Raw genomic sequence first — 23904 nt, forward strand, 5'->3', positions numbered from 1 at the left:
TAATAAAAAGCACACAAAATTACTGTGTGCTTTTTATCCATTTATAGCCTATTCCCCAGACTGTTACAAAGTACTGATCGATGTTAAAGCCTGTTTGTCGAACTTTATCTCGTATATTTCGAACATGTGAATCAACTGTTCGACCTTCAGTGTGAGAGTCAAATCCCCATATTAAGTCAATTAATTGTTCGCGTGAAAAAACTTGATCTGGTTTTTTCATTAATGTTCCGATCAATAAAAATTCTTTAGGCGTGAGTTTAATGAATTGATTCTTATATTTAAGTTGGTATTGCTTTTCATCCCAAACTAAACCATCTACTTCCACATAGGATTGATGTTGACTCCTTCTCTGTACGGCTTCAATTCTTGCAAGAAGTTCACTTTCCTCAAAAGGCTTGGTGATATAATCATCAGCTCCAAGCTTTAATCCTTTTACAATATCCTGCTTTTGATCTCTTGCTGTAATCATTATAATTGGTACAGTTGAAATTTGTCGGATACTTCGGCATAATTCCCAACCATCAAGGTTAGGCATCATAATGTCTAATAAAATAATATGAAAGGTCTGATTTTTAATAAGTTGTTCGACCTCTTCTGGTTTCGTTGTCTTGATACACTTAAACCCATGAGGATTCAAGTTTAATTCTAGTAAATCTAGCATTCTTTCTTCATCGTCAACTAGTAGTGCCTTTTGCATAAATTTAGTCCTTTCTTAGTGTAATTGTTATTTTTGTACCACTATAGTCTACATTATGCATTTCGATCGTTCCTTCATGAGCATGTATAATTTCTTTAGCGATGGACAAGCCTAAACCAGATCCTCCAGTACTTCTAGCTCTTGATTTATCAGCTCGATAAAGTTTCTCAAATACATGTGGTAAGTGTTCCTCGTCGATACCACTTCCATTGTCTTCTATTGTTAATACTAAGGAATTATTTGTATCGGATGCACTAATTTTTAACGTATCAAACGCTCCGGCATGCTTAAGGCAGTTGTCTATAATAATTATAAGCACTTGATAAAATCGCTTTCTATCGAGCGGGATATTTAAGTCGCTTTGGATGTCTAAGTTGACATGGATACCACGTTCTTGAAAAGAAATGTTAAAGAAGTGAATCGCATCACTTACTATTTCTAATACGTTTGTTTTTTCCAAATAGATTGTAAATTTATTTTGATCAGATCGAGCCAAATTAAATAAATTATTAATTAAACGTGTTAAACGTTCACTTTCTTCCTGGATGATATTTAAATAGCTCATTTTATTGTCATCCGTTAAATTCCGTTTCTTAGTTAACACATCTGCATAGCCTTTTATATAGGTTAAAGGCGTTCGCAACTCATGAGCTACACTCGATAAGAACTCATTCCGTTCATTTTTTAAATATTGTAAATGATTAGACAGGTGATCGATCGCGTTTGCTAATTCACCTAACTCATCATTTCGATCGACAGGCAATGCTATAGAAGTACTTTGTTTTTCACTTAACATTTGTGTTGCTGATTTCATGGTTACTAGAGGTTTAGATAATTTTTTTGATAATATAAATAACGTGGTCAGTGTTAGAAAGAGTGAGAGAACGCCTATTATAGTAAATTGAAGCGTTAATGTTCTAATATTATTTTTAAGTTGTTCAGTGCTTTCAAACATGAATATAAACCCTGTATCATCATGCTCAGATACGATCGGAGTAACTGTCGCTAAATACTCATCATTAAATGGATCCATGTTAATTTTAGTACCTTGTTCAGGTAATTCATAAAGGTTTATTTCCGAAATAATGGCGTCTAATTCAATATTAATATCATTAGATTGATCCAAAATCATCTGGTTTTCATCCATAATTATAGTGATCATTGATGATGTAGATTCCATTAGGGCAACATGTTCGATTGTTTCTTGATCAAATTGGGTACTTAATACTTCACTATGTGAATACCCTCTTCTCAACAATTGATTTATGGATTCATCTCTCTCGTCACTAACTATAAAGTGATATAATGTTATGAATAAGATCGACTGAAGGATAAAAATAGCGATGAAAAAGCTAATCGATAATTTGATGGCAATTTTATTTTTTATAATGATCCCTCCACTTATTCTTTACTCTAATGAAAAAATATGCATTTTTTTTGCAGACAGTATGATGTATACAATGGAATAGAGTTCTTTTTTTAGATGTCAATATACGTAAAATCGGTATTAATTATTAATAATTAATACCGATTTTACGTATGAATGGACTGTCATTGACAGTTTTTTAATTTTAAAAGACTTGTTCAATTTCTCTAACACCTGGTACTTCAGCAACAAGTGCTCGTTCAATACCGGCTTTTAGTGTAATTGTTGAGCTCGGACAATTTCCGCATGCTCCCATTAAGCGAAGACGAACAATACCCTCGTCTACTTCTATTAATTCAACATCGCCACCATCACGTAGTAAGAATGGACGTAATTTATTTAAAACTTCTTGCACTTGCTCTTGCATCATCCATCTACTCCTTTCATTATTCCTTTTGTCATTATAACATTTATTTTTCTGTATAAGAAGTATTTAATCCACTAAAATGTATGGAATACATGAGAAAGAATGCTTTTTAATCAATAGAAGGCATAGTATAATGGCTAATGATAGAAGGTTTTAAAATCAAAAAGCGAGGTTGTGTGAAAATGCGTATTCCTTTTACTAAAATGCACGGTTTAGGAAATAGCTATATATACATTAATTTATTTAATGTGACGTTAAAAGAAGAAGAGCTAAGTGATTTAGCGAAAGAACTAAGTAATCCCAACACAGGGATTGGTTCGGACGGTATGATTTTAATTACACCAAGTCAATCAAGTGACGTTGGTATGAGAATTTTTAATAAAGATGGATCTGAAGGGAAAACGTGTGGTAATGGTCTGCGTTGTGTTGCTAAATATGTTTTTGAAAATGAGATGGTCAAGACATCGATCTTTCAAATTGAAACAAAAGCTGGAAATGTCACAGCAGAAGTACATGGTACAACAGATTATGTAGAATCTGTTACGGTCGATATGGGTGTTCCACATTTGGAGAGGCAATCAATTCCTATGCAAGGTCCAGCTTCTGATTCTGTTATCAGCGAGCCGTTTGATGTGAACGGAGACACTCTGCAGTTGACTGCTGTATCGATGGGCAACCCGCATGCTGTTATGTTTGTTGATGACATCAATCAAGCACCTTTATATGAACTAGGGCCCGTTATGACAAAGGATTCACGTTTTTCAGAAGGTGTAAATGTTGAATTTGTTGAAATTATCAATAAAACAGAGATGCATTTTCGAGTGTGGGAACGAGGATCTGGTGTCACACAGGCATGTGGAACTGGAGCTTGTGCCGCTACGGTTGCAGCTATACTGAATGAATATGCTGAGCGCGATCAGTTAATAACGGTTCACCTAGCTGGTGGTGATTTATTTATTAAATGGTCGTCTGATGGACATGTTTGGATGACAGGGGCTGCTGTTACAACTGTAGAAGGGTATTATAACAAAGATTAGAATAGTTATGATATTTGAATTTAATGTATAAATTACGTATACTAAAGAGTGAATTAAGTTTATGGGGGTTAAAACAAATGGTATTAACCATAACAGATCAAGCAAAACTTCAGATACAAGAGATGATGGAACAAGAAAGTGAAGATGTTCGTTTACGTTTTGGTGTTAAAGGTGGCGGTTGTAGTGGCCTTTCTTATGCACTAGGTTTTGATGAAGCGACGAGTAATGACGATCATCTAGAAGTTATTAATGAGATTCCAGTTTCAATAAACAAAGAAGATATTTCGATTATTGAAGGTACAACGATTGACTTTAAACAAAATATGATGGGTGGGGGCTTTACGATCGATAATCCCAATGCCATTGTATCTTGTGGATGTGGCTCTTCATTTAAAGCTGAGGAACACGAAGGTACACCTGAAAATTGTTAAACAAAAAGCTGTTCATCGCATTTGAGATGAACAGCTTTTTAAATGTATTTTTATTGATCGAATAAACTCGTGGAGTGTTTAGGTTGCACACGCAAACTCGGTTCGATATAAGCCATCGCGTTATTGATTGCTGTTGGTCCTTCACCGAATCCTGTGGCGATTAATTTAACTTTTCCTGGATACGTACAGATATCGCCAGCTGCATAAACGCCTTCAATATTGGTTTCCATTTTTGAATTGGCAACAATGCTATTTTTCTCGATCTCTAATCCCCATTCTTTAATCGGTCCTAAAGAAGAAATAAAGCCATAATTGACAATGACGTCATCGACATCGATGGTTACTTCTTGACTCCCTTTTACTTCTTTTACAACGACTTGTTCGATTTGGTCATGTCCGATGAGTGCTTCAGGTACAAAGGGTGTCAGTGTTTTAACATTTGAATCCATTAGCTGCTGAACACTGTGTTCATGTGCACGGAACTTATCACGTCGGTGGATGAGTGTGACTTCTTTTGCAATCGGTTCAAGCATAAGTGCCCAATCCACAGCAGAATCACCGCCACCAAATAAAACAACACGCTTATCCTTAAATTGCATCATATTATCGACGAAATAGTGTAAATTGCGGCTCTCATAAGCGCTTGATTCTTTCAATTGAAGTTTTCGAGGTTGAAATGCACCATTTCCAGCTGTGATAATTAACGACTTCGTATAATGCACGCCTTCATTTGTAGTTAGTTTTAAATTGCCATCTTCCAATCGCTCAAGTGACTCGACTGCTTCTTCAAGACAGAAGGTTGGTTGGAACATATCTAATTGTTCTTTTAAGTTGTTGATTAGATCTTGAGCACGTACTTTTGGAAAGCCTGCAATATCGTATATATATTTCTCAGGATACAAGGCACTTAATTGACCACCAATATGAGGTAAACTTTCAATGACTTTCACACTCGCTTGTCTAAGCCCACCATAAAAGGCAGTGAATAGGCCGGTTGGTCCTGCTCCAATAATGGTAATATCGTAAATTTTATTATCTTCCATCAATTGATTCCCCCTTAACTATCGAACATTTTAACATACTTTTTAGATTTGTTAATGAATAAAGCTCGTTATGGTTGGAGTAATGATTGAAAATGACCATTAAACAAGCTAAGATAAAAGTATGAACACGTTGTGACAACGGATTGTAACTTAGGAGGGTTAGACGTTGAACCCGAAAAAAATTGTAATAGTAGGCGCTGGTTATGCTGGTTTAACAGCTCTAAATTATTTAAGCAAAAAATTAAAAGGTAAGGATGTTTCGATATATTTAGTGAATAAGCATCATTATCATTATCAGACGATTTGGCTCCACCGGAATGCAACTGGTGTTTATGATGAGTCATATTCTCGATTTGATCTAAATGAAATCATCAAAGATCCTCATGTTCATTTGCTTAAAGATACGGTGACAAAAGTTAGACCAGAATTAAAGCTGGTTGAAACAACAAACACTTCAATAGAGTATGATTATTTGGTAATGGCACTAGGTTCAGAAATTGATCCAATGGAGATTCCAGGTTTAAAAGAACATGCCTATTCAATTACCACTTTATCAAGGGCGAATCAACTTTATAATCGTTTGCAAACACTTATGTCAGATTATAGTCAATCCTCGCAAAAACATCCACTTCACATTGTGGTTGGTGGCGGTGGTTTTACAGGTGTGGAATTACTAGGTGAGCTCACTGAACAGTTACCAATACTAGCTAATGAATATGATGTAAAAGAAAGTCAGATTCGTTTAACAACGATTGAATCTGAGCCGACCGTTCTCCCTGAGTTTGACTTAGAGTTAGGTGAATACGCCATGCAACATCTAGAAGAAAGAGGGGTTGAATTTAAGCTCAAAACGAAAATTCGATCGATTGAAACGAATTCCATTAAAATTGAGCAGTTAGGGTTTGTGGAATCTTTGCCTTTATCGTTATTTATTTGGACAGCAGGTGTGAAGGGACATCACGTTATTGAAGATTCATCTTTGCCATCAACTGACGGCCGTATACATGTTAATTCTGATATGACAGTTCCAGGTTTTCCTTCTATTTACTGTATTGGTGATATTGCGATTGTTAAAGATGAAAAAGGTATCGCGCAATTACCTAACGCAGAGCTCGCTATACAAGAAGCAAAGGTAGCTGCGAAAAACATCATGCATCAATTAGGCAAACATAAACATGGAGCGACTTTTTCTCTTGAAAAAAGAGGAACCATTGCATCAATCGGTGCTAAAAATGCGATCGGTGTAATGGGAAGAAAGAATAAAGTGATCGGAATACCAGCATCTTTACTTAAAAAGTGGTCGGACTGTTGTTTTCTTTATCGAATAGGTGGTATACGATTACTATGGTCAATGATTAAAAAGAAACGTCACGTATGAACAATTTTATTTTAGTCGATACTGTGCTTAAAAGGAGTCGCATGCCATGAATCGATTCAAAGACCGTTTTGTAGATGTCTTGGTCTTAATAGTTGGTGTCTGTGCTTTAATGATGACGGTATCTGCTTTAACAAATTTGACTTATGCTGATCTATTATTTTCTTTTTAGCTTCACATAAAAAAGGCGCCCGATATCAGGCGCCTTTTTCATGTTATTTTAGATATAAAAAATGAGTGTATAATACCGTTAAAACATAGGATAAGCCAGAAGAGCGAGTAGAATACCTGTCAGTCCACCAAAAAATACTTCAATTGGCTGATGTCCTAAGAGTTCTTTAAGTTCTTGTTTTTTTTCAAATTGTTTCTTCTTTGACCAACCTTTTGCTTCATCAACAAAATATTGAAAATCTTTTACGAGCATATTCAAGACAATGGCTTGTTCACCAGCTTGTCTTCGGATCCCTGTTGCGTCAAACATGATAATAATACTGAATACACAAGATACAGCAAAAATCCCTGATGAAAGACCATGCTCTATACCGACCCCAGTGGTAACAGCTGTTACAGCAGCTGAATGACTACTAGGCATCCCCCCTGTACTAAAGGCAAGTCCCGGTTTGAATTCTCGGGTCGCAATATAATGAATAGGAACTTTAACACCTTGAGCAAAAAGTATTGCAAACAATGCAATGATTAATGGGAAATTACTAAGCAAGGCCAACTTTCATCCATCCTCTCTATCTCTATATGATGGCATTATTATAGCACATTTCACATACTCACGTCATTTCGATTGTTTAATGGTATGCAGTTGAAGGCATACGATCGATCATTTTCAACAATACAACTGCAGCGATTCCGGCAAGGACAAGATCTTTAATTAAAAACGGCACCATACCGATCCAAGCTGCTTGATAAGCAATCGTCAAACCGAGCCAAGTATTCATAGCAAGATACATATAACTAACACCTATTATATAATTGACAAAAACCCCAATAAATGCGATCGAGCTAGTGGAGATCATGTTTTTTTGATTAATTTTTTCTGATAAAAGACCTGTCACATAACCGACAAGTACAAAACTTAGCAAAAATCCACCTGTATAATTAAATAAAACAAAAACACCTGATTGCATTTGTGCAAAAACAGGAACACCAATTATACCGACAAACAAATAGCCTAGTAAACTAAAGGCGGCCAGTCGTTTGCCTAAAAACATACCTGCTAGTATACTAAAAAATGTTTGTAAAGATAATGGGACACTTACACCCCCAATAGGTATTGCTAAAAAAGGAAACCAAAATGTGATATTGGCTCCAATGGCCATTAAACAAATAAAAATGGCCCCATAACTTAGATCTAAAGCTCTCCATGATTTCAATCGAATCACCCCTATTGTTAACTTGTTTATTTCAATAGTTAACAATACACGAAAAAAAGTGCGCAAGCAAGAGCTTGCGCGATATTCATTATTTAATTGCAGCATCCAATGCGACTTCGATCATATCATTAAATGTCGTTTGTCTTTCTTCAGCCGATGTTTCTTCACCTGTTAAGATGTGGTCTGAAACGGTTAATACAGCTAATGCTTGACGGTTATATTTTGCAGCAATCGTATAAAGTGCTGTCGCTTCCATTTCAACAGCTAGCACTTGGTAGTTCGCTAACTTCTCAAATAGTTCTAATCCGTTATCACGGTAAAAGCTATCACTTGTAAATACATTACCAACACGCAACTTCAACCCTTTTTCAACACCTGTATCATAAGCATCTTTAAGTAAATCGAAATTCGCAGTTGGTGCAAAATCAATACCTCCGAATACCATTCTGTTCATTTGTGAATCAGAAGTTGAACTTTGTGCTAGAATAACGTCACGTACTTTGACATCTTTTTGAATCGCACCACATGTACCAACGCGAATTAATTTTTGAACGTCATATTCCTGAATCAATTCATTAACATAAATTGAAATAGATGGAACGCCCATGCCTGTGCCTTGAACAGAAATACGTTCTCCCTTATATGTACCTGTATAACCATACATACCACGAACTTCATTATAGCAAGTTACATCTTCTAAGAAATTTTCTGCGATATACTTGGCTCTAAGTGGGTCTCCTGGTAATAAGATTTTATCTGCAATGTCACCTTTTTTAGCTCCAATATGTGTACTCATTTTACATAGCCACCTCCATGCGTTTTATATCGCTAACTTACCATATGAGTCGTTAGAAAACAAATGTAAAACAAATGTGAATATTAAAATTATTTAAATAAAAAATGAAAACGTTCTATTATTATGTCGTTATCTATTTATTCAATACACGATTTCGTATATAATAACAGTAATTGGTCTATTTTTTAAGATAAAATAGAGTGATAATTCAATCAGTCGGGAGGAAATAAGATGAAAGAACAAACATTTACGATTACAGATGATACCGGTATCCATGCGCGCCCAGCTACTTTATTAGTGAATAAAGCAGGTCAATATGAATCACATGTTGAAATGCACTATAACGGTAAAACCGTTAACTTAAAATCAATTATGGGTGTTATGTCTTTAGGGGTTCCTAAAGGCGCACAAATTAAAGTGACGTGTGAAGGGTCAGATGAAGAAGAAGCAATTCAAGGTATTGCTGAAGGTATTCGCGAGCAATTAGGTGAATAATACATTTTAAACTAAAAACGCAACTCGCCAAAAAGTAAAGGCGGTTGCGTTTTTATCATTTATGATTTAATGCATGGATGATTTTATCCAATCCTTCTTTAATAAAATGGGTAGGACTCGCGATATTTAATCGCATAAACCCTTCTCCTTCATCTCCGAATGTCGTCCCATTATTTAAGCCGACTTTTGCTTCTTTTTCCATAAAGCGTTTCAATTCTTCTTGTGTTAGGTTCATGTTCCGACAATCGAGCCATAATAGGTAGGTACCTTCTGCTCGAAGGACATTGATGTCACTACGATCTTGAAATGCTTCTTCTACGAGTTTTCGATTTGTATGAAGCAACTCACGTAAATCTTCAAGCCATTTATCTCCTTCTTGATAAGCCGATTCTAAAGCTGTTAGGCCAAGCGTATTTAACATCATCACGCCGTACCGCTTAAAGGCTTCTTGGATCGTCTCTCTCATTGCTTTATCTTCTATGACAGCATAAGATACTTGCAAACCAGCTAAATTAAATGTTTTTGTGGGTGATAAACACGTAATTAATTGATCGCTCATTTGTGGAGCCAGTTTACCGAGTGGTAAATGTTGATGTTCATCAAAAGTGATATCTGCGTGTATATCATCTGATATAATCAGGACATTGTAGTCGTGGGCAAGTTTTAATAATTGTTCTAATTCATCGCGTGTCCAAACTCGACCGACAGGGTTATGAGGGCTACAAAAGATCATCGCTTTGATCCCTGTCTTGAACATCTCTTCTAATCCGTTGAAATCGATCGTATAGCGACCGTTTTCTAAGACGAGTGAATGCTTAACCAGTTCGCGCCCGTGATTTTCAACGATACTATGAAATGGTGGATAAACCGGTGTTTGAATGAGAACACGGTCACCCGGTTCAGTTTGTGTCAGGATGGCCATGTGAATCGTTTGAAGGACACCAGGACTGTAAATAATGGATTCGGTGTCAACTTTCCAATCATGTTGTTTATCAATCCAATTTACAATAAGTTGATTAAGTGCCGCATCAGGTAATGTGTAGCCAAAAACGCCGTGATGAACACGCTCGACTAATGCTTGTTTAATTGGATCAGCTATTTCTAAATCCATATCTGCTACCCACATAGGGTGGACAGATTCTGAGCCGAAAACGTCTTTTCTCCGGTCCCATTTTACTGACCGTGTATTTTCTCTATTAGGTAAAGTCTCAAATGATGACATTTACTCAATTCCCCCTTCTAATTAGTTATTATTTGATGCATTATATCACAATTTACTTAAGTAAAAAGAATATCACGCATCCTTGGTTTTGATTCATTTGTGTTAGCCTCTTGTTTATCGACCCATAACTATGGTAAAATAAATAATTGCGTATAAAAGTAATCGGTGAATCAATGACTGTTGTGTCGTTATAGATTTGTCAAATAAAAATAGGAGTTGTTATTATGTCAGAGAAATTTCAAGAAGGTCAAGTTTTAAAAGGGAAAGTAACAGGTGTTCAACCGTACGGTGCATTTGTTGCCCTAGATGATGAAGTACAAGGTTTAGTTCATATTTCTGAGGTCACTCATGGTTTTGTAAAAGATATCAATGAATTCATTTCTGTCGGTGATGAAGTGAACGTTAAAATTTTATCAATTGATGAAGCGAAGAATAAGTATTCATTATCAATCCGTGCAACTGAAGAAGCACCGAAACAAGAAAAACAATCAAAACCTAAGACGTCTGCACCTCAAGAAGAACAAGGGTTTAATACGTTAAAAGACAAACTAGGCGAATGGTTAAAACAATCAGAACAAAATAAATAGTGCTAAAAGAGTCTGAGACAAAAGTAAATAAGTCAATTTAATAGCCGGACAAAAATAGTATTTTAACTATTTTTGTCCGGCTATTTGTTTACATATCTCACAGCAATCTGAAATGGACGAGACTCTTGCGGGAAAAGCACGAGTGAGAAGATCCACTTTAGAAGCGTTCTTTGCTTCTAAAGTTAGCTGAGGCCGCGTGAGCAGAAAGCGAGTCTGTTTCATATTGCGATGCCCTTTTGATCGAATTGTTCGTGTTTCAAGATACTCATTTTTATTTTGTCCCAGACTCTTTTTCTTATCGTGTATTAAATTTCTTTTCCTCCACAAATGGGGTTAGTCGGTCGTTTCGCTGGTTGTGAAGTTTTTCGATTACTTGTGTTGTCCAACGGTCATCTCTTTTATTAGTTTGTCTTGACTGATAATAAGTTGTGATCGTTTCATCGAATTTTTCAAGTTCACTTTTTTGCTGCTCATCTGAAGCGTAACTGTTTTCGAAATAGACAGCGTTTTTAGGTAGTTTAGGTTTGATGTCTTGTTTTTCATCAGGATAACCTAATGCAAGTCCAAACAATGGCACGACATGCTCTGGTAGGTCAAATAGATCGTTAACCAGATCCATATCGCGTTTAATACTTCCAATGTAGCAAGCGCCGATTCCGAGAGACTCTGCGGCAACAGTTGCATTTTGGGCAGCGATCGTTGCATCAATTGTTGCAATCATAAAATATTCAGTACTTTGGACATTTTTTGATAGTATGTCTTTCTCTTCTTTGTTTGCATGAATCATATGTCGGTGATAGTCTGCTAAAAATAAAATGAAATGACCATTTTTCTCAATGTAAGATTGATTAGAAATACTGGCTAATTTTCGTTTCTTTTCAGGGTCTGTGACACCAATCATAGAATAGGCCATTAAATAGCTTGATGTGGAACCAGATCTTGCTGCATCAATAATTGCGTTTATTTCTTCGTCTTTTAAAGGTGTGTCTTTGAATGCTCGAATCGAACGGTGTTCAAGTAAAGTTGTCAAAGTGTCGTTCATGCCAATTCCCTCCCGTAGGTAACAGTTCTGATAGACATACTATACAAAAGATTGATGGATAAAGTAAACAAAACTGCGCATTCTATGTACAAAATTAACTTAAATTTAAAAAAATAATCGGAGCAGTATGACCGCCCCGAACCATAAGTTGCTATTTACGAGTTGCTTGCTTCGTCTGAATTCTTGAAAAACAGTGTCAAGCTCAATAGACCACTAATACCAACCAGTACATAAATAATTCTAGCTAATCCTCCAGCTTGAGTGCCACCCCCAAACAGTGTTGCAACGAGATCAAATTGCATGAGTCCAATTAATCCCCAATTGATTGCACCAATAATGATAAGTGTGAGTGCTATTTTTTCAAATGCCATCATTTCTATCGCCTCCTTTTTGTTTAACATGTCCAAAGTGTAAAGATTATATACGTTTTCAAAATCGGTAAGAAAATTCAGAAAAATAATGCCGAATTTGATGATTTAGGTGATTATGACTTGATAATAAAGTCAGGATTCGGTATCTTTAAATGGATAGATTATTTTTATATGGAGGTAAGAATATGACACACGTACGTTTTGAATATGAAAAAGCATTGCCGTTTTTTGGCGAGCACGAAATTGATTATTTAAAAGAGCCTGTTCAACTGGCGCACGATATGTTACATAACAAAACTGGAACAGGAAATGACTTCTTAGGGTGGATTGATTTACCGGAAAATTACGATAAAGAAGAGTTTGCTCGTATTAAAGCATCTGCCGATAAAATTAAAGCTGATTCAGATGTTCTTTTAGTTATTGGAATTGGTGGTTCTTATTTAGGCGCAAGAGCAGCCATTGAGATGTTGAACCATTCATTTTATAACATGTTGCCTAAAGAGGGTCGTAAAACACCACAGGTGATCTTTGTTGGTAACAGTATTAGTTCAACTTACATGCATGATTTATTCGAGCTTTTAGAAGGGAAAGATGTCTCAGTTAACGTTATTTCTAAAAGTGGTACAACAACAGAGCCTGCTATAGCATTCCGCTTATTCCGTAAATTTTTAGAGGACAAATATGGTGAAGAAGAAGCTAGAAAACGTATTTTTGCGACAACAGATCGCGAAAAAGGTGCTTTAAAAACATTAGCAACTGAACAAGGATATGAGAGCTTTGTCATTCCAGATGATGTTGGGGGACGATTCTCTGTCCTAACAGCTGTTGGTTTATTACCAATTGCCGTGAGCGGTGTTGATATTGATCAAATGATGCAAGGCGCTAAAAAAGCACAAGTCGACTTAAGTGAACGTGATATTGAGAAAAACCCTGCATATCAATATGCAGCCGTTCGAAATGTACTTTACAATAAAGGCAAAACAATCGAAATGTTAATCAATTATGAGCCTGCTTTACAGTACTTCTCTGAATGGTGGAAACAATTATTCGGTGAAAGTGAAGGGAAAGATTTTAAAGGGATTTATCCTTCATCGGCTAACTTCTCAACGGATTTACATTCACTAGGTCAGTATGTTCAAGAAGGTCGCCGTGATTTATTTGAAACAGTGCTACATGTTGAAAAACCAAAACATGATATCACGTTAGAAGAGGATGCTCAAAACTTAGATGGCTTAAATTATTTAGCGGGTGAAACGGTAGACTTCGTTAATGAAAAAGCGTATCAAGGCACAATGCTCGCTCATACAGATGGACAGGTTCCAAACCTTATTGTTCACTTACCGGAACTTGATGCTTATACATTTGGTTACCTAGTTTACTTCTTTGAAAAAGCATGTGCGATTAGTGGTTATCTACTTGGTGTGAATCCATTTGATCAACCAGGTGTGGAAGCTTATAAGAAAAACATGTTCGCTTTATTAGGTAAACCAGGATTTGAAAAAGAAAAAGAAGAATTAGAAAAACGTCTATAATTTATAGGGGAGCTCACTGGTTGTAAGGCCAGTGAGCTCTTATCTATTCCACTAAATCAAAAAGGATGATGAAGCATGTTAGAAAATAAACAATTTTTATTTGACTTATTAAAAACGCCGTCCCCATCAAGTATGGAAATGGCGATTCAGAAGAAGTGGATGAATTATGTTGACCCCTATGTTGATCATATTTTGACGGATCATGCAGGGAATGTAACAGGTGTATTGAATGAAAATGCAGAAATGAAAGTGCTACTAGCAGGCCATTGCGATGAGATCGGCTTAGTTATTAATCGAATTGATGAGCAAGGTTTTGTCTATTTTGACAAAATGGGCGGTGTTAATATAAAAGCCGCGATCGGTATGCGTGTTATCATTCAAGGTCATGGTGGTAAATTAACAGGTGTGATTGGCGTGAACGCTCAGCATCACGGTGGGATTAAAGGAGATTTTGACCTTGAAGATTTGTTTATTGACTGTGGTGCCCAATCGAAAGAGGAAGTTGAAGCCTACGTTCAAATTGGCGATTTAGCGGTGTTTGACCGAGAGCCTGATGAATTAATGGATCGTTATATCACTGGAAGAGGATTGGACAATCGAACGGGTGCTTTTATTGTCGCAGAAGTGCTTCGGAAGTTATCTGATCGTGACCTTAATGTTGGTGTTTACGGTGTGAGCACGGTTAATGAAGAAACAAATATGGGCGGTGCTTACTTTGCAGCAGCTGGACTTAACCCTACAATGGCGATTGCATGTGATGTTACTTTTGCGACGGATTATCCAACTGTAAATAAGAAAAAATACGGTGATGTAAAACTTGAAGGTGGACCTGTTCTAGCTAAGGGCGCTCCGATTAATCGCAAAATAAATCAATGGTTAGAAGAAGCGGCTAAACGATTATCAATGGATGTACAGTATGAATTGACCCCTCGAATGACAGGGACAGATGCTGACCGGATGCGATTGACTGGTAAAGGTTTACCGGTTAGTTTGGTTTCTTTACCACTCCGGTACATGCATTCTCCAGTTGAAACGGTAAGTATTAAAGATATGGAAGAAGAGATCGATTTGCTTGTTGAGTTTATTGCAAATTTAACAGGTGAAGAAAACTTGAATCCGCTCGAGGATTAAATAAATACAAAAGCAGCAAGGCGTATCAAACGTCTTGCTGCTTTTTTGGAAAAAAATACACTTGTAAAAAGAACGCATGTTCGCATATAATAAACGTACAAGATTTAAGAGAAACGAAGGTGGCCTCATGAGAACTATTTTCTTAATTGATATGCAATCGTTCTATGCTTCAGTAGAGAAGGTGAAGAATTCGCATTTATGGAATCATCCTGTAGTCGTAGCGGGTGATCCGAAAAAGCGAAATGGTATCATATTAGCAGCCTGTCCGATTGCCAAAACGTTTGGGATAAAAACAGCCGAACCGCTGTGGCAAGCTTATCAAAAATGCTCGAGCTTGCATGTTGTCAGTCCTCATATGTCATTATATATTGATGTTTCTTATCAAATTACACAACTATTAGAGCAGTATTCAGATTACGTGGAAGTATACTCGATTGACGAACAATTCGTTGATGTGACATCTACTGAACGGTTATTTGGGAATAAGTATGTATTAGCAGATTCTATTCGTCGTGAAATAAAAGATAGCATGGGGATCGAAGCGAAAATAGGAATGGGACCGAATAAGGTGTTGGCTAAAATGGCGTGTGATCATTTTGCGAAGAAAAATGAAACGGGAATTGCTGAACTTGATCCTAATCATTTGGAAGAGACGCTATGGCCACTACCGATCGGTAAGCTATTTGGGGTGGGTTCACGCATGCAAACCCATTTAACGCAAATGGGCTTACATACAATTGGCAATTTAGCCAATTATCCCGTTAAATGGTTGAAAAAAAGATGGGGTATTAATGGTGAAGTTTTATGGCAATTGGCAAATGGTATCGATCTGAGCCCTGTCGTACCTAGCACACATGAATTACAAAAGGCGATTGGTCATCACATGACGTTGCCGCATGACTATCATTCAATTCAATCTATTTATGTTATTTTGTTGGAACTATCTGAAGAAGTCGCCAGGCGCGTCCGTAAACAGAATAAAATCGGAACCATCGTACACGTGTCTGTCAAAGGCGCTAATTTAGATAAAAAAGAAGGCTTTCACAGGCAACTTAAATTAGAGGCGCCTACTCAATTGGCTCAAGTTATTTATAAAACGGCTAAACAGTTATTTATGAAACATTGGTCAGGGTGTCCAGTGCGTGGTTTGGGAATCGCGCTCGGGGGATTAGCGGAAAACGTGGAACGTCAACTATCCTTTTTTGATCAGCCATTAGAACAAGAAGAGTTAGCGCGAACCATTGATGATTTAAAAGATTTATACGGTCCCACATCTGTTATTAAAGCCTCTTCATTATTTAGTGACGCCCAAGCCCATCAACGTGCTAAAAAAATTGGTGGTCATGACCGCTAGAAAGGAGTTTTGAAAAGATGTCGAATAAATTAACGATTGGGAGTAATATGCTTTGGGAATCAAGCCGGATGATGCTGCCTGAGCATAAAGCGATTTTAAAAGAACATGAACAAAAAAGAACACATATAAACCCCAAAACATATGATGAACAATTACTAGAAGAGATGTCTAATACGATTGAGCAGCTTTATTCTACAAAGACGTTAGCGACCTTTACTTACTACGAGGATCACACGCGTTATCAATTAGAGGGAACAGTTGATGATATAGATAAAACAGCTAAGCAAGTTGTGGTTAAAGAGGAAAATACGAGATACTTTATAAATTTTTTGGATTTCATTTCAATTGATGTTTAAATACTTCTTAATAAAGGAAAAGAAACATTAACAACAAGAATGGGAGATGAGAAAATGAAGCAATATAAATTTGAATTAACATTAACCGTCATCACAATTTTATTCATGAGTGTGCTTGCATTTTCTTATCAAACAGAAACGGATGCCAATGATAGTACGCGTTTAGCCCGATCAGATTATACAGAGCGTGAATTTAATAAATCTGATATTGAAGCGAGTTGGATGGAGCAAAAAGATTCATTAGCAGATGAAGTTATTCGTGATTTAACGGATCAGTTTATAGACAGATTAGCCCAACCAACGGATGAGGACTATCGAGTGCAAGAATTCAATACAAAATCTGAATTGATTCAGTCATTTAGTGATATTGCAACAGAAGAAACAGTTGCGCCATATATTGATTTTTACTATGATGAGTTAGACGATGGTCTCTATATTGTACCCACATCATTGCCGCCTTGGGTCGATACGGAAGAGGCTTATACGCTTGATTATGAAAGTGATGAAAAAGTTGTGATGACCCAAGACGTACAAAGTAAAATGTATGGGCATTACCGAATAGAGATCACATTTGGGTATGAAGATGGCTGGCGTATTGTATCAATTGAGCATCCGCCAGCGGAAGATGAAGAAATGTCATTAGATACTGTTTGAAGGTAGCGATGTGTATGTATGTTTTTAAAGATTATTATCAAAATGAAGTGATGCTTTCGTTTGAAGTGGATCCTTTTTCTAGCCATCCAAAGCATGTGTTTGTTATTTGCCGATACCACGGTAAGTGGTTGTTGACCCGTCATAAAACAAGAGGATTAGAATTTCCAGGTGGAAAAGTTGAAAAAAATGAATCACCAGAAGAAGCGGCGCTTAGGGAAGTTTATGAAGAGACAGGTGGTCTAGTGAATCAATTACGTTATTTAGGACAATATTATGTGGACGGTAAAGGTAAAAAGGTTATAAAAAACATATACGTTGCAGATATTGATCGATTAGATGATGTAAATACTTATTATGAGACGCATGGACCTGTCATCATTGAAAAGTTACCAAGTAATTTAAAACAATCGAAAACGTATAGTTTTATCATGAAAGATGACATGATTAGACATAGTTTGAATCAACTAAGAACATAAAGAAGCACCAGCGCGCATTGTTAGCTGGTGTTTTTATTGCTTGGATATTGACAATATAGGTTGGTTTAGTTAAGATTACAAACGCATATTGACTCATTTTAACGTGTGAAAAAGCAAACGAATTTATATGAAGCAGTCTGCCGATCTGGTTTCTATCATTAAGTTTTGATATGATAGGTGCAGGAGAAGCTGTTTAAAAGACTTGTCATGAAAAGGACGAGAAAAATTGTATATTATGAAGGGAGATTTAGCAGAATGACTGCAAATCGTCGATTATTTACCTCGGAATCTGTAACTGAGGGTCATCCAGATAAAATAAGTGATCAAATATCAGATGCTATATTAGATGCGATCCTTGCCAAAGATCCACTTGCTCGTGTGGCATGTGAAACAACGGTCACAACAGGTTTAGTACTTGTCTCAGGCGAAATTACGACGTCTACATACGCCGACATTCCTAAGATCGTACGCCAAACAATCAAGGAAATTGGCTACACGAGAGCAAAATACGGATTTGATTTTGAAACGTGTGCTGTCTTAACAGCTATTGACGAACAATCACCAGATATCGCTGGTGGGGTTAACCAAGCACTAGAAGCTCGAGAAGGTAAGATGGAAGATGAAGAAATTGAAGCCATTGGGGCAGGAGACCAAGGATTAATGTTTGGTTATGCAAATAACGAAACGCCTGAACTAATGCCACTTCCTATTTCACTCTCACACAAGCTTGCAAAACGTTTAGCAGATGTGAGAAAAGAACAAATTGTTGATTATTTACGCCCGGATGGAAAAACGCAAGTTACGGTTGAATATGATGAAAACAATCACCCAGTGCGTGTGGATACGATTGTGATCTCAACACAACATCATGCAGAAATTACATTAGAACAAATTCAAAAAGATATTAAAGAACATGTTATTACACCTGTTGTCCCAGCTGAATTGTTGGATGATGAGACGAAATATTTCATCAACCCATCAGGGCGATTTGTGATCGGAGGTCCTCAAGGAGACGCAGGTTTAACTGGACGTAAAATCATTGTCGATACGTATGGCGGTTATGCACGACACGGTGGTGGTGCATTTAGTGGAAAAGATGCGACAAAAGTGGATCGATCCGGTTCGTATGCTGCAAGGTATGTTGCGAAAAACATCGTAGCATCTGGACTTGCAGATAAGTGCGAGGTACAAATCGCTTATGCGATTGGTGTTGCACAGCCTGTTTCGATTTCGATCGATACGTTTGATACGAGCGAAGTATCTGAGTCTCGTTTAGTTGAAGCGGTACGTGAGCTATTTGATTTAAGACCAGCTGGCATTATCAATATGCTTCAACTAAGACAACCGATTTTTAGACAAACGGCAGCATATGGTCATTTTGGTCGTACCGATGTGAATTTCCCGTGGGAAAGAACAGATAAAGCGGAAGAGTTGAAAAAACTTATAGAAAACGCGTAAAAAAGCAGCCAAGGTAGCATTTAATGTCTACTTTGGCTGTTTTTTTCTATAATAAGTACAAAAGGAGGTGTGTTCTTCTGATTAATAAATCCATACTGCAAAACTTGAGCTTCTTTTTGATCTAAGTTTTCTAAGTAAGAAAGCAGGGCGTCTTTTTCGATATCCCCACCAGGATGTCCGTAATAAACAACAAGAACAATGCGACCACTTGGACGTAAGAGATTGAAAATAGAATCAACTGCTTGAATGGTTGAATCAGGTGTTGTAATGACGGATTTATCACTACCTGGGAGATAACCTAAGTTGAAAATCGCACCAGCTACTTGACCGATATGGTCAGGGTCAATATAAGTTTGAATGTGTTGGTGTCCATCATGAATCAACGAGACATTTGAAGTGTTCAACTCTTTTAATTTTTCATTTGTTGAATCAATCGCTTGCTGTTGGAGATCGCAGGCATAAACATGACCAGAGACACCAACTGCTTCACTTAACATCACGGTATCATGACCATTGCCACATGTAGCATCAATAACGATATCGCCTGGTCCAGTGACTTCCTTAAGCGCCTCGTGAGCGTAAGGGATGACTCTTTTTAACATGGTAAAACACCGAAGGAAGGTTGATAATGTTTGCCTTGGTAGCTTTCTCTTTCTAACAATTCAGCATCAATTGCATTTAACACTTCCCATTTGCTCATGCTCCACATAGGGCCAATTAAAAGATCGGGTGGTCCGTCTCCAGTAATACGGTGAATAATCATGTTTTGAGGTAAAACTTCTAATTGGTCGACAACCAATTTGATATATTCTTCTTTTGTCATGAATGATAATTGTCCTTTTTCATATTGCTTAACCATCGGTGTTCCTTTTAATAAATGCATCATATGAATTTTAATACCTTGAACATCCATCTCACTAACTGCTTTTGCAGTTTCGAGCATCATCTCGTGATCCTCACCGGGTAAACCATTGATAATGTGTGTGCATACATTGATGTTATGCTTGCGTAGTTTGCGAACCCCTTCAAGGTAACAGTCCATATCATGTGCACGATTGATTAAATCAGAGGTTTTTTGGTGCATCGTTTGAAGCCCTAGCTCAACCCACAAGTATGTTCGTTCATTTAATTCAGCCAGGTATTCGACGACATCATCCGGCAGGCAATCAGGACGTGTTCCGATCGATAAACCGACGACATTGTCTTGTTTCAATATTTTCTCGTATTTTTCACGCAGTTCAGAAACGGGTGCATGAGTATTCGTGAACGCCTGGAAATAGCCCATGTATTTAGCGTTTGGCCATTTGTGGTGCATACGATCTTTAACCTCATTAAATTGAGTTTCTAAGTCATCAACGCGGTCACCTGCAAAGTCACCACTGCCAGCAGCAGAACAGAATGTACAGCCACCATAAGCAACGGTCCCATCACGGTTAGGGCAATCAAACCCACCGTCTAATGCTACTTTAAAAATTTTGTGTCCAAAATGATTTTTTAAATGATAATTCCACGAATGATAACGCTTTTGATCAAACGCATATGGAAATGGATTTGTCACAATAAATAACTCCCTTAATTAAATAAAATTGAAATACTTCGCTCATTTTATCACAGAGTATAAATGAACGCACCACTTGTTCGCTTAATTAATTTTGCTTTAGCTTGACAAAGTGCTGTAGTTTCCTTAAAATACGGTTACAATAAGAGCGAAAAACATTGAGAAGGAATAGTAATAGAAATGCAAGTTAAGAGAGGTAACGGTTGGTGGAAGTTACTCTTGTGATCTATGAACTCGCCTTTATAAGTTGCGATTGTGAACGTGAAGTAGTAATCGCCGTATTCTGCGTTAAAGAAACCAAGTGGATGTCTATATAGGCATTAATGTTGGGTGGTACCGCGGGTTAATTCTCGTCCCATTTTTGGGGCGGGGATTTTTTATATTTAGAACATACGTTCCGGTTTTGGGGATGTGCATATAAAATAAGAAGGAGTGATGACCATGTCATTTGATCATCAAGAGATTGAAAAGAAATGGCGCGATTACTGGTTAACAAACAAAACATTTAAAACAGATTCAGATTCAAAAAAAGAAAAGTTTTATGCTTTAGATATGTTTCCGTATCCATCAGGGGCGGGGTTACATGTTGGCCACCCGGAAGGATATACAGCAACTGATATCTTGTCACGAATGAAGCGTATGCAAGGCTATGAAGTACTTCACCCAATGGGTTGGGATGCATTTGGATTACCTGCTGAACAGTATGCATTGGATACTGGAAATGACCCTGCAGAGTTTACTAAACATAACATTGAGACGTTTAAACGCCAAATTCAAGAATTAGGATTTTCTTATGATTGGGATCGTGAAATTAATACGACAGATCCAAATTACTATAAATGGACACAATGGATCTTTTTAAAACTGTATGAAAAAGGTCTAGCTTATGTAGATGAAGTTGCGGTGAACTGGTGTCCAGCTCTAGGAACTGTACTAGCAAATGAAGAAGTCGTTGACGGATTAAGTGAACGAGGTAATCATCCCGTTGAGCGTAAGCCAATGAAACAATGGATGTTAAAGATTACAGCCTATGCTGATCGATTACTTGAAGATTTAGAAGAACTGGATTGGCCAGAAAGCATTAAGGATATGCAGCGAAATTGGATCGGTCGATCTGAAGGTGCTGAAGTAACGTTTGGAATTGATAGTCATGACGATACTTTTGACGTATTCACAACACGTCCAGACACATTGTTTGGTGCTACGTACGCTGTTTTTGCACCAGAACACCCTTTAATTGAAAAGATTGTGACACCAGAACAACAATCAGATGTAACAACTTATATAGAAAAAGTGAAAACGAAAAGTGATTTAGAAAGAACTGATTTAGCCAAAGATAAAACGGGTGTTTTCACAGGTGCTTATGCTATTAATCCGATTAATAACAAGCAAATCCCTATTTGGGTAGCTGACTATGTTTTAATGAGTTACGGGTCTGGCGCAATTATGGCTGTTCCAGCACATGATGAACGAGATTTTGAATTTGCAAAACAATTTGATCTTCCAATTGTTCCGGTAATTGAGAATACGGATATTGAAAAAGAAGCGAACGTAGAAGATGGAGCGCATATAAACTCTGATTTTCTAGATGGACTTTATAAAGAAGAAGCAATCGAGAAAGCAATTGCTTGGTTAGAAGAGAATAATTGTGGGGAGCGAAAAGTGACGTATCGCTTGCGTGATTGGCTATTCAGTCGCCAACGCTATTGGGGAGAACCAATTCCAATTATTCATTGGGAAGATGGAACAACATCTGGTGTAGAAGAATCGACATTGCCGTTAGAACTACCTAAGACAACTGAAATCAAACCATCCGGCACGGGAGAATCCCCTTTAGCGAACATTGAAGATTGGGTTAATGTGACAGATGAGAAAACAGGGATGAAAGGTCGTCGCGAAACAAATACAATGCCTCAATGGGCAGGGAGTTGTTGGTATTTCCTTCGATTTGTCGATCCTGAAAACACAGAAAAATTAGCTGATTATGATCGCCTAAAAGAGTGGTTACCGGTAGATGTTTATATCGGAGGGGCAGAACACGCTGTATTACACCTACTCTATGCAAGATTTTGGCATAAATTCTTATATGATATTGGTGTCGTTCCAACAAAAGAACCATTTATGAAATTATACAATCAAGGTATGATTCTCGGTGAAAATAATGAGAAAATGAGTAAATCAAAAGGGAATGTTGTAAACCCTGATGATATTGTAGAAACACACGGAGCAGACACTTTAAGGCTGTATGAAATGTTTATGGGGCCATTAGATGCTTCTATTGCATGGTCTGAAAGTGGATTAGATGGAGCGCGAAGGTTCCTTGATCGAGTGTGGCGTTTAATTGTTAACGAAAAAACTGGTCTATTGAACGAAAAAATTACTGAACAAAAATCAGATAGTAAATTAGAGAAAGTTTACCACGAGACGGTTAAACGTGTTACTGAGAACTTTGAAGATTTGAAATTTAACACGGGTATTTCTCAAATGATGGTGTTTGTAAATGAAGCCTACAAGACAGAACAAATACCTAAAGACTATATAGAAGGCTTTGTTAAAATGCTGTCATCAGTTGCACCGCACGTTTCAGAGGAACTGTGGTCAAAATTAGGTCATAACGATACGGTTTCTTACCAATCGTGGCCAGACTATGATGAATCTAAATTAGTGGAAGATGAAGTAGAGATCGTTATTCAAGTGTTAGGTAAAAACAGAGCGAAAATGAACGTATCCAAAGATGCAACAAAAGAAGAAATAGAAGAAAAAGCATTAGAGAATGAAACAATTAAAGAAAAGATTGAAGGTAAAACAGTGAGGAAAGTGATTGTTGTACCTGGTAAATTAGTCAATATAGTTGCGAATTAAAAGTCTATCAAGAAACCAGCTTGTTTTTCATTTAGCAAACATGCTGGTTTCTTAATTTTTGTTTTTATAAATGTTATAAAAACAAGTAGATATTTGTTGACATATGATGAGTGAGCATGGTATGATTATTTTACTGTCAATTAAGGACAGTGGTTATTGATCTTTGAAAACTGAACGAAACAACCAGTACGTTAAGAAATGAAGTAAGACAAAAGCTAGTGCTTTTGAACCGAGTTTAGATAAACTTAA

Annotated in this window: 24 protein-coding genes, 1 pseudogene and 1 other annotated feature; of the genes and pseudogenes, 13 read left to right on the forward strand and 12 right to left on the reverse strand. The window is 37.0% G+C overall.

Annotated elements, in window-relative coordinates:
• Positions 1–19: 19 nt before the first annotated feature.
• From BLR62_RS10365 to BLR62_RS10375, 3 genes and pseudogenes are all read right to left on the reverse strand, one after another.
• Entirely contained in the window at positions 20–697 is a 678-nt protein-coding gene (locus tag BLR62_RS10365) for a response regulator transcription factor (protein WP_090796623.1), read from the reverse strand.
• A 4-nt stretch (positions 698–701) separates the two neighbouring features.
• Positions 702–1952, reverse strand: coding sequence for a HAMP domain-containing sensor histidine kinase (locus BLR62_RS10370; protein ID WP_090796626.1), 1251 nt, complete (start codon positions 1950–1952; stop codon positions 702–704).
• 316 nt (positions 1953–2268) lie between these two features.
• Positions 2269–2525: pseudogene (locus tag BLR62_RS10375) on the reverse strand (NifU family protein).
• 147 nt (positions 2526–2672) lie between these two features.
• On the opposite strand from BLR62_RS10375, the gene dapF reads away from it, so the two are divergent.
• Together dapF and BLR62_RS10385 are read left to right on the forward strand one after the other, a co-directional pair.
• The gene (gene dapF / locus BLR62_RS10380; RefSeq protein ID WP_090796628.1) at positions 2673–3527 is read left to right on the forward strand and encodes a diaminopimelate epimerase; all 855 of its coding nucleotides are present in this window, start codon (positions 2673–2675) and stop codon (positions 3525–3527) included.
• A gap of 77 nt (positions 3528–3604) precedes the next feature.
• Positions 3605–3958 (forward strand): HesB/IscA family protein, encoded by a 354-nt coding sequence (locus BLR62_RS10385; protein WP_090796631.1) that lies wholly within the window; start codon positions 3605–3607, stop codon positions 3956–3958.
• Between the two features lie 50 nt (positions 3959–4008).
• Here the strand turns inward: BLR62_RS10385 and BLR62_RS10390 are convergent, their stop codons facing one another.
• Positions 4009–5004, reverse strand: a complete 996-nt coding sequence (locus tag BLR62_RS10390; protein WP_090796634.1) for an NAD(P)/FAD-dependent oxidoreductase — start codon at positions 5002–5004, stop codon at positions 4009–4011.
• Between the two features lie 163 nt (positions 5005–5167).
• On the opposite strand from BLR62_RS10390, the gene BLR62_RS10395 reads away from it, so the two are divergent.
• Positions 5168–6379 (forward strand): NAD(P)/FAD-dependent oxidoreductase, encoded by a 1212-nt coding sequence (locus BLR62_RS10395; RefSeq protein WP_090796636.1) that lies wholly within the window; start codon positions 5168–5170, stop codon positions 6377–6379.
• A gap of 247 nt (positions 6380–6626) precedes the next feature.
• On the opposite strand, the gene BLR62_RS10400 is transcribed toward BLR62_RS10395, so the two are convergent.
• The 3 genes from BLR62_RS10400 to deoD form a co-directional block, all read right to left on the reverse strand.
• Positions 6627–7100: a divergent PAP2 family protein gene (locus BLR62_RS10400; protein ID WP_090796639.1), complete on the reverse strand. Its 474-nt coding sequence runs from the start codon at positions 7098–7100 to the stop codon at positions 6627–6629.
• 76 nt (positions 7101–7176) lie between these two features.
• Entirely contained in the window at positions 7177–7770 is a 594-nt protein-coding gene (locus BLR62_RS10405) for a biotin transporter BioY (RefSeq protein WP_342706548.1), read from the reverse strand.
• Between the two features lie 79 nt (positions 7771–7849).
• Entirely contained in the window at positions 7850–8557 is a 708-nt protein-coding gene (gene deoD / locus BLR62_RS10410; protein ID WP_090796643.1) for a purine-nucleoside phosphorylase, read from the reverse strand.
• A gap of 231 nt (positions 8558–8788) precedes the next feature.
• On the opposite strand from deoD, the gene BLR62_RS10415 reads away from it, so the two are divergent.
• Positions 8789–9052, forward strand: coding sequence for a phosphocarrier protein HPr (locus BLR62_RS10415; RefSeq protein ID WP_090796646.1), 264 nt, complete (start codon positions 8789–8791; stop codon positions 9050–9052).
• Positions 9053–9107: 55 nt separating this feature from the next.
• Here the strand turns inward: BLR62_RS10415 and BLR62_RS10420 are convergent, their stop codons facing one another.
• Complete coding sequence (locus tag BLR62_RS10420; protein ID WP_090796647.1) at positions 9108–10274, reverse strand: MalY/PatB family protein; 1167 nt, start codon at positions 10272–10274, stop codon at positions 9108–9110.
• A gap of 224 nt (positions 10275–10498) precedes the next feature.
• Here BLR62_RS10420 and yugI point away from each other — a divergent pair, with 224 nt between their 5' ends.
• Positions 10499–10861, forward strand: a complete 363-nt coding sequence (gene yugI / locus BLR62_RS10425; protein ID WP_090796650.1) for a S1 domain-containing post-transcriptional regulator GSP13 — start codon at positions 10499–10501, stop codon at positions 10859–10861.
• A gap of 295 nt (positions 10862–11156) precedes the next feature.
• Here the strand turns inward: yugI and nfsA are convergent, their stop codons facing one another.
• Positions 11157–11903 (reverse strand): oxygen-insensitive NADPH nitroreductase, encoded by a 747-nt coding sequence (gene nfsA, locus BLR62_RS10430; protein WP_090796652.1) that lies wholly within the window; start codon positions 11901–11903, stop codon positions 11157–11159.
• Positions 11904–12058: 155 nt separating this feature from the next.
• Complete coding sequence (locus BLR62_RS10435; RefSeq protein WP_090796654.1) at positions 12059–12277, reverse strand: DUF378 domain-containing protein; 219 nt, start codon at positions 12275–12277, stop codon at positions 12059–12061.
• 182 nt (positions 12278–12459) lie between these two features.
• Here BLR62_RS10435 and BLR62_RS10440 point away from each other — a divergent pair, with 182 nt between their 5' ends.
• The 7 genes from BLR62_RS10440 (at position 12460) to metK (ending at position 19235) form a co-directional block, all read left to right on the forward strand.
• Positions 12460–13806, forward strand: coding sequence for a glucose-6-phosphate isomerase (locus BLR62_RS10440; protein ID WP_090796656.1), 1347 nt, complete (start codon positions 12460–12462; stop codon positions 13804–13806).
• A gap of 75 nt (positions 13807–13881) precedes the next feature.
• Positions 13882–14937, forward strand: coding sequence for a M20/M25/M40 family metallo-hydrolase (locus BLR62_RS10445; protein WP_090796659.1), 1056 nt, complete (start codon positions 13882–13884; stop codon positions 14935–14937).
• Between the two features lie 127 nt (positions 14938–15064).
• Positions 15065–16291 (forward strand): DNA polymerase IV, encoded by a 1227-nt coding sequence (locus BLR62_RS10450; protein WP_090796660.1) that lies wholly within the window; start codon positions 15065–15067, stop codon positions 16289–16291.
• A 17-nt stretch (positions 16292–16308) separates the two neighbouring features.
• The gene (locus BLR62_RS10455; RefSeq protein ID WP_090796663.1) at positions 16309–16647 is read left to right on the forward strand and encodes a YolD-like family protein; all 339 of its coding nucleotides are present in this window, start codon (positions 16309–16311) and stop codon (positions 16645–16647) included.
• A gap of 54 nt (positions 16648–16701) precedes the next feature.
• Complete coding sequence (locus BLR62_RS10460; RefSeq protein ID WP_090796664.1) at positions 16702–17301, forward strand: hypothetical protein; 600 nt, start codon at positions 16702–16704, stop codon at positions 17299–17301.
• 14 nt (positions 17302–17315) lie between these two features.
• Entirely contained in the window at positions 17316–17777 is a 462-nt protein-coding gene (gene ytkD / locus BLR62_RS10465) for an RNA deprotection pyrophosphohydrolase (protein ID WP_090796667.1), read from the forward strand.
• A 255-nt stretch (positions 17778–18032) separates the two neighbouring features.
• Positions 18033–19235 (forward strand): methionine adenosyltransferase, encoded by a 1203-nt coding sequence (gene metK / locus BLR62_RS10470; RefSeq protein WP_090796669.1) that lies wholly within the window; start codon positions 18033–18035, stop codon positions 19233–19235.
• Between the two features lie 20 nt (positions 19236–19255).
• Here metK and mnmM read toward each other — a convergent pair whose 3' ends face one another.
• Together mnmM and mnmL are read right to left on the reverse strand one after the other, a co-directional pair.
• Positions 19256–19837, reverse strand: coding sequence for a tRNA 5-(aminomethyl)-2-thiouridylate-methyltransferase MnmM (mnmM, locus tag BLR62_RS10475; protein WP_090796671.1), 582 nt, complete (start codon positions 19835–19837; stop codon positions 19256–19258).
• On the reverse strand, positions 19831–20793 hold the full coding sequence (gene mnmL / locus BLR62_RS10480) for a tRNA modification radical SAM protein MnmL/YtqA (protein ID WP_090796673.1): 963 nt from the start codon (positions 20791–20793) through the stop codon (positions 19831–19833). The genes mnmM and mnmL overlap by 7 nt, the downstream gene beginning before the upstream one ends.
• A gap of 149 nt (positions 20794–20942) precedes the next feature.
• Positions 20943–21154: a binding site (T-box leader), on the forward strand.
• An 80-nt stretch (positions 21155–21234) separates the two neighbouring features.
• Here mnmL and leuS point away from each other — a divergent pair.
• Entirely contained in the window at positions 21235–23655 is a 2421-nt protein-coding gene (gene leuS / locus BLR62_RS10485) for a leucine--tRNA ligase (protein ID WP_090796675.1), read from the forward strand.
• The last annotated feature ends 249 nt before the right edge of the window (positions 23656–23904 follow it).

The organism is Pelagirhabdus alkalitolerans, assembly GCF_900096905.1.
Classification (GTDB): domain Bacteria; phylum Bacillota; class Bacilli; order Bacillales; family Amphibacillaceae; genus Pelagirhabdus; species Pelagirhabdus alkalitolerans.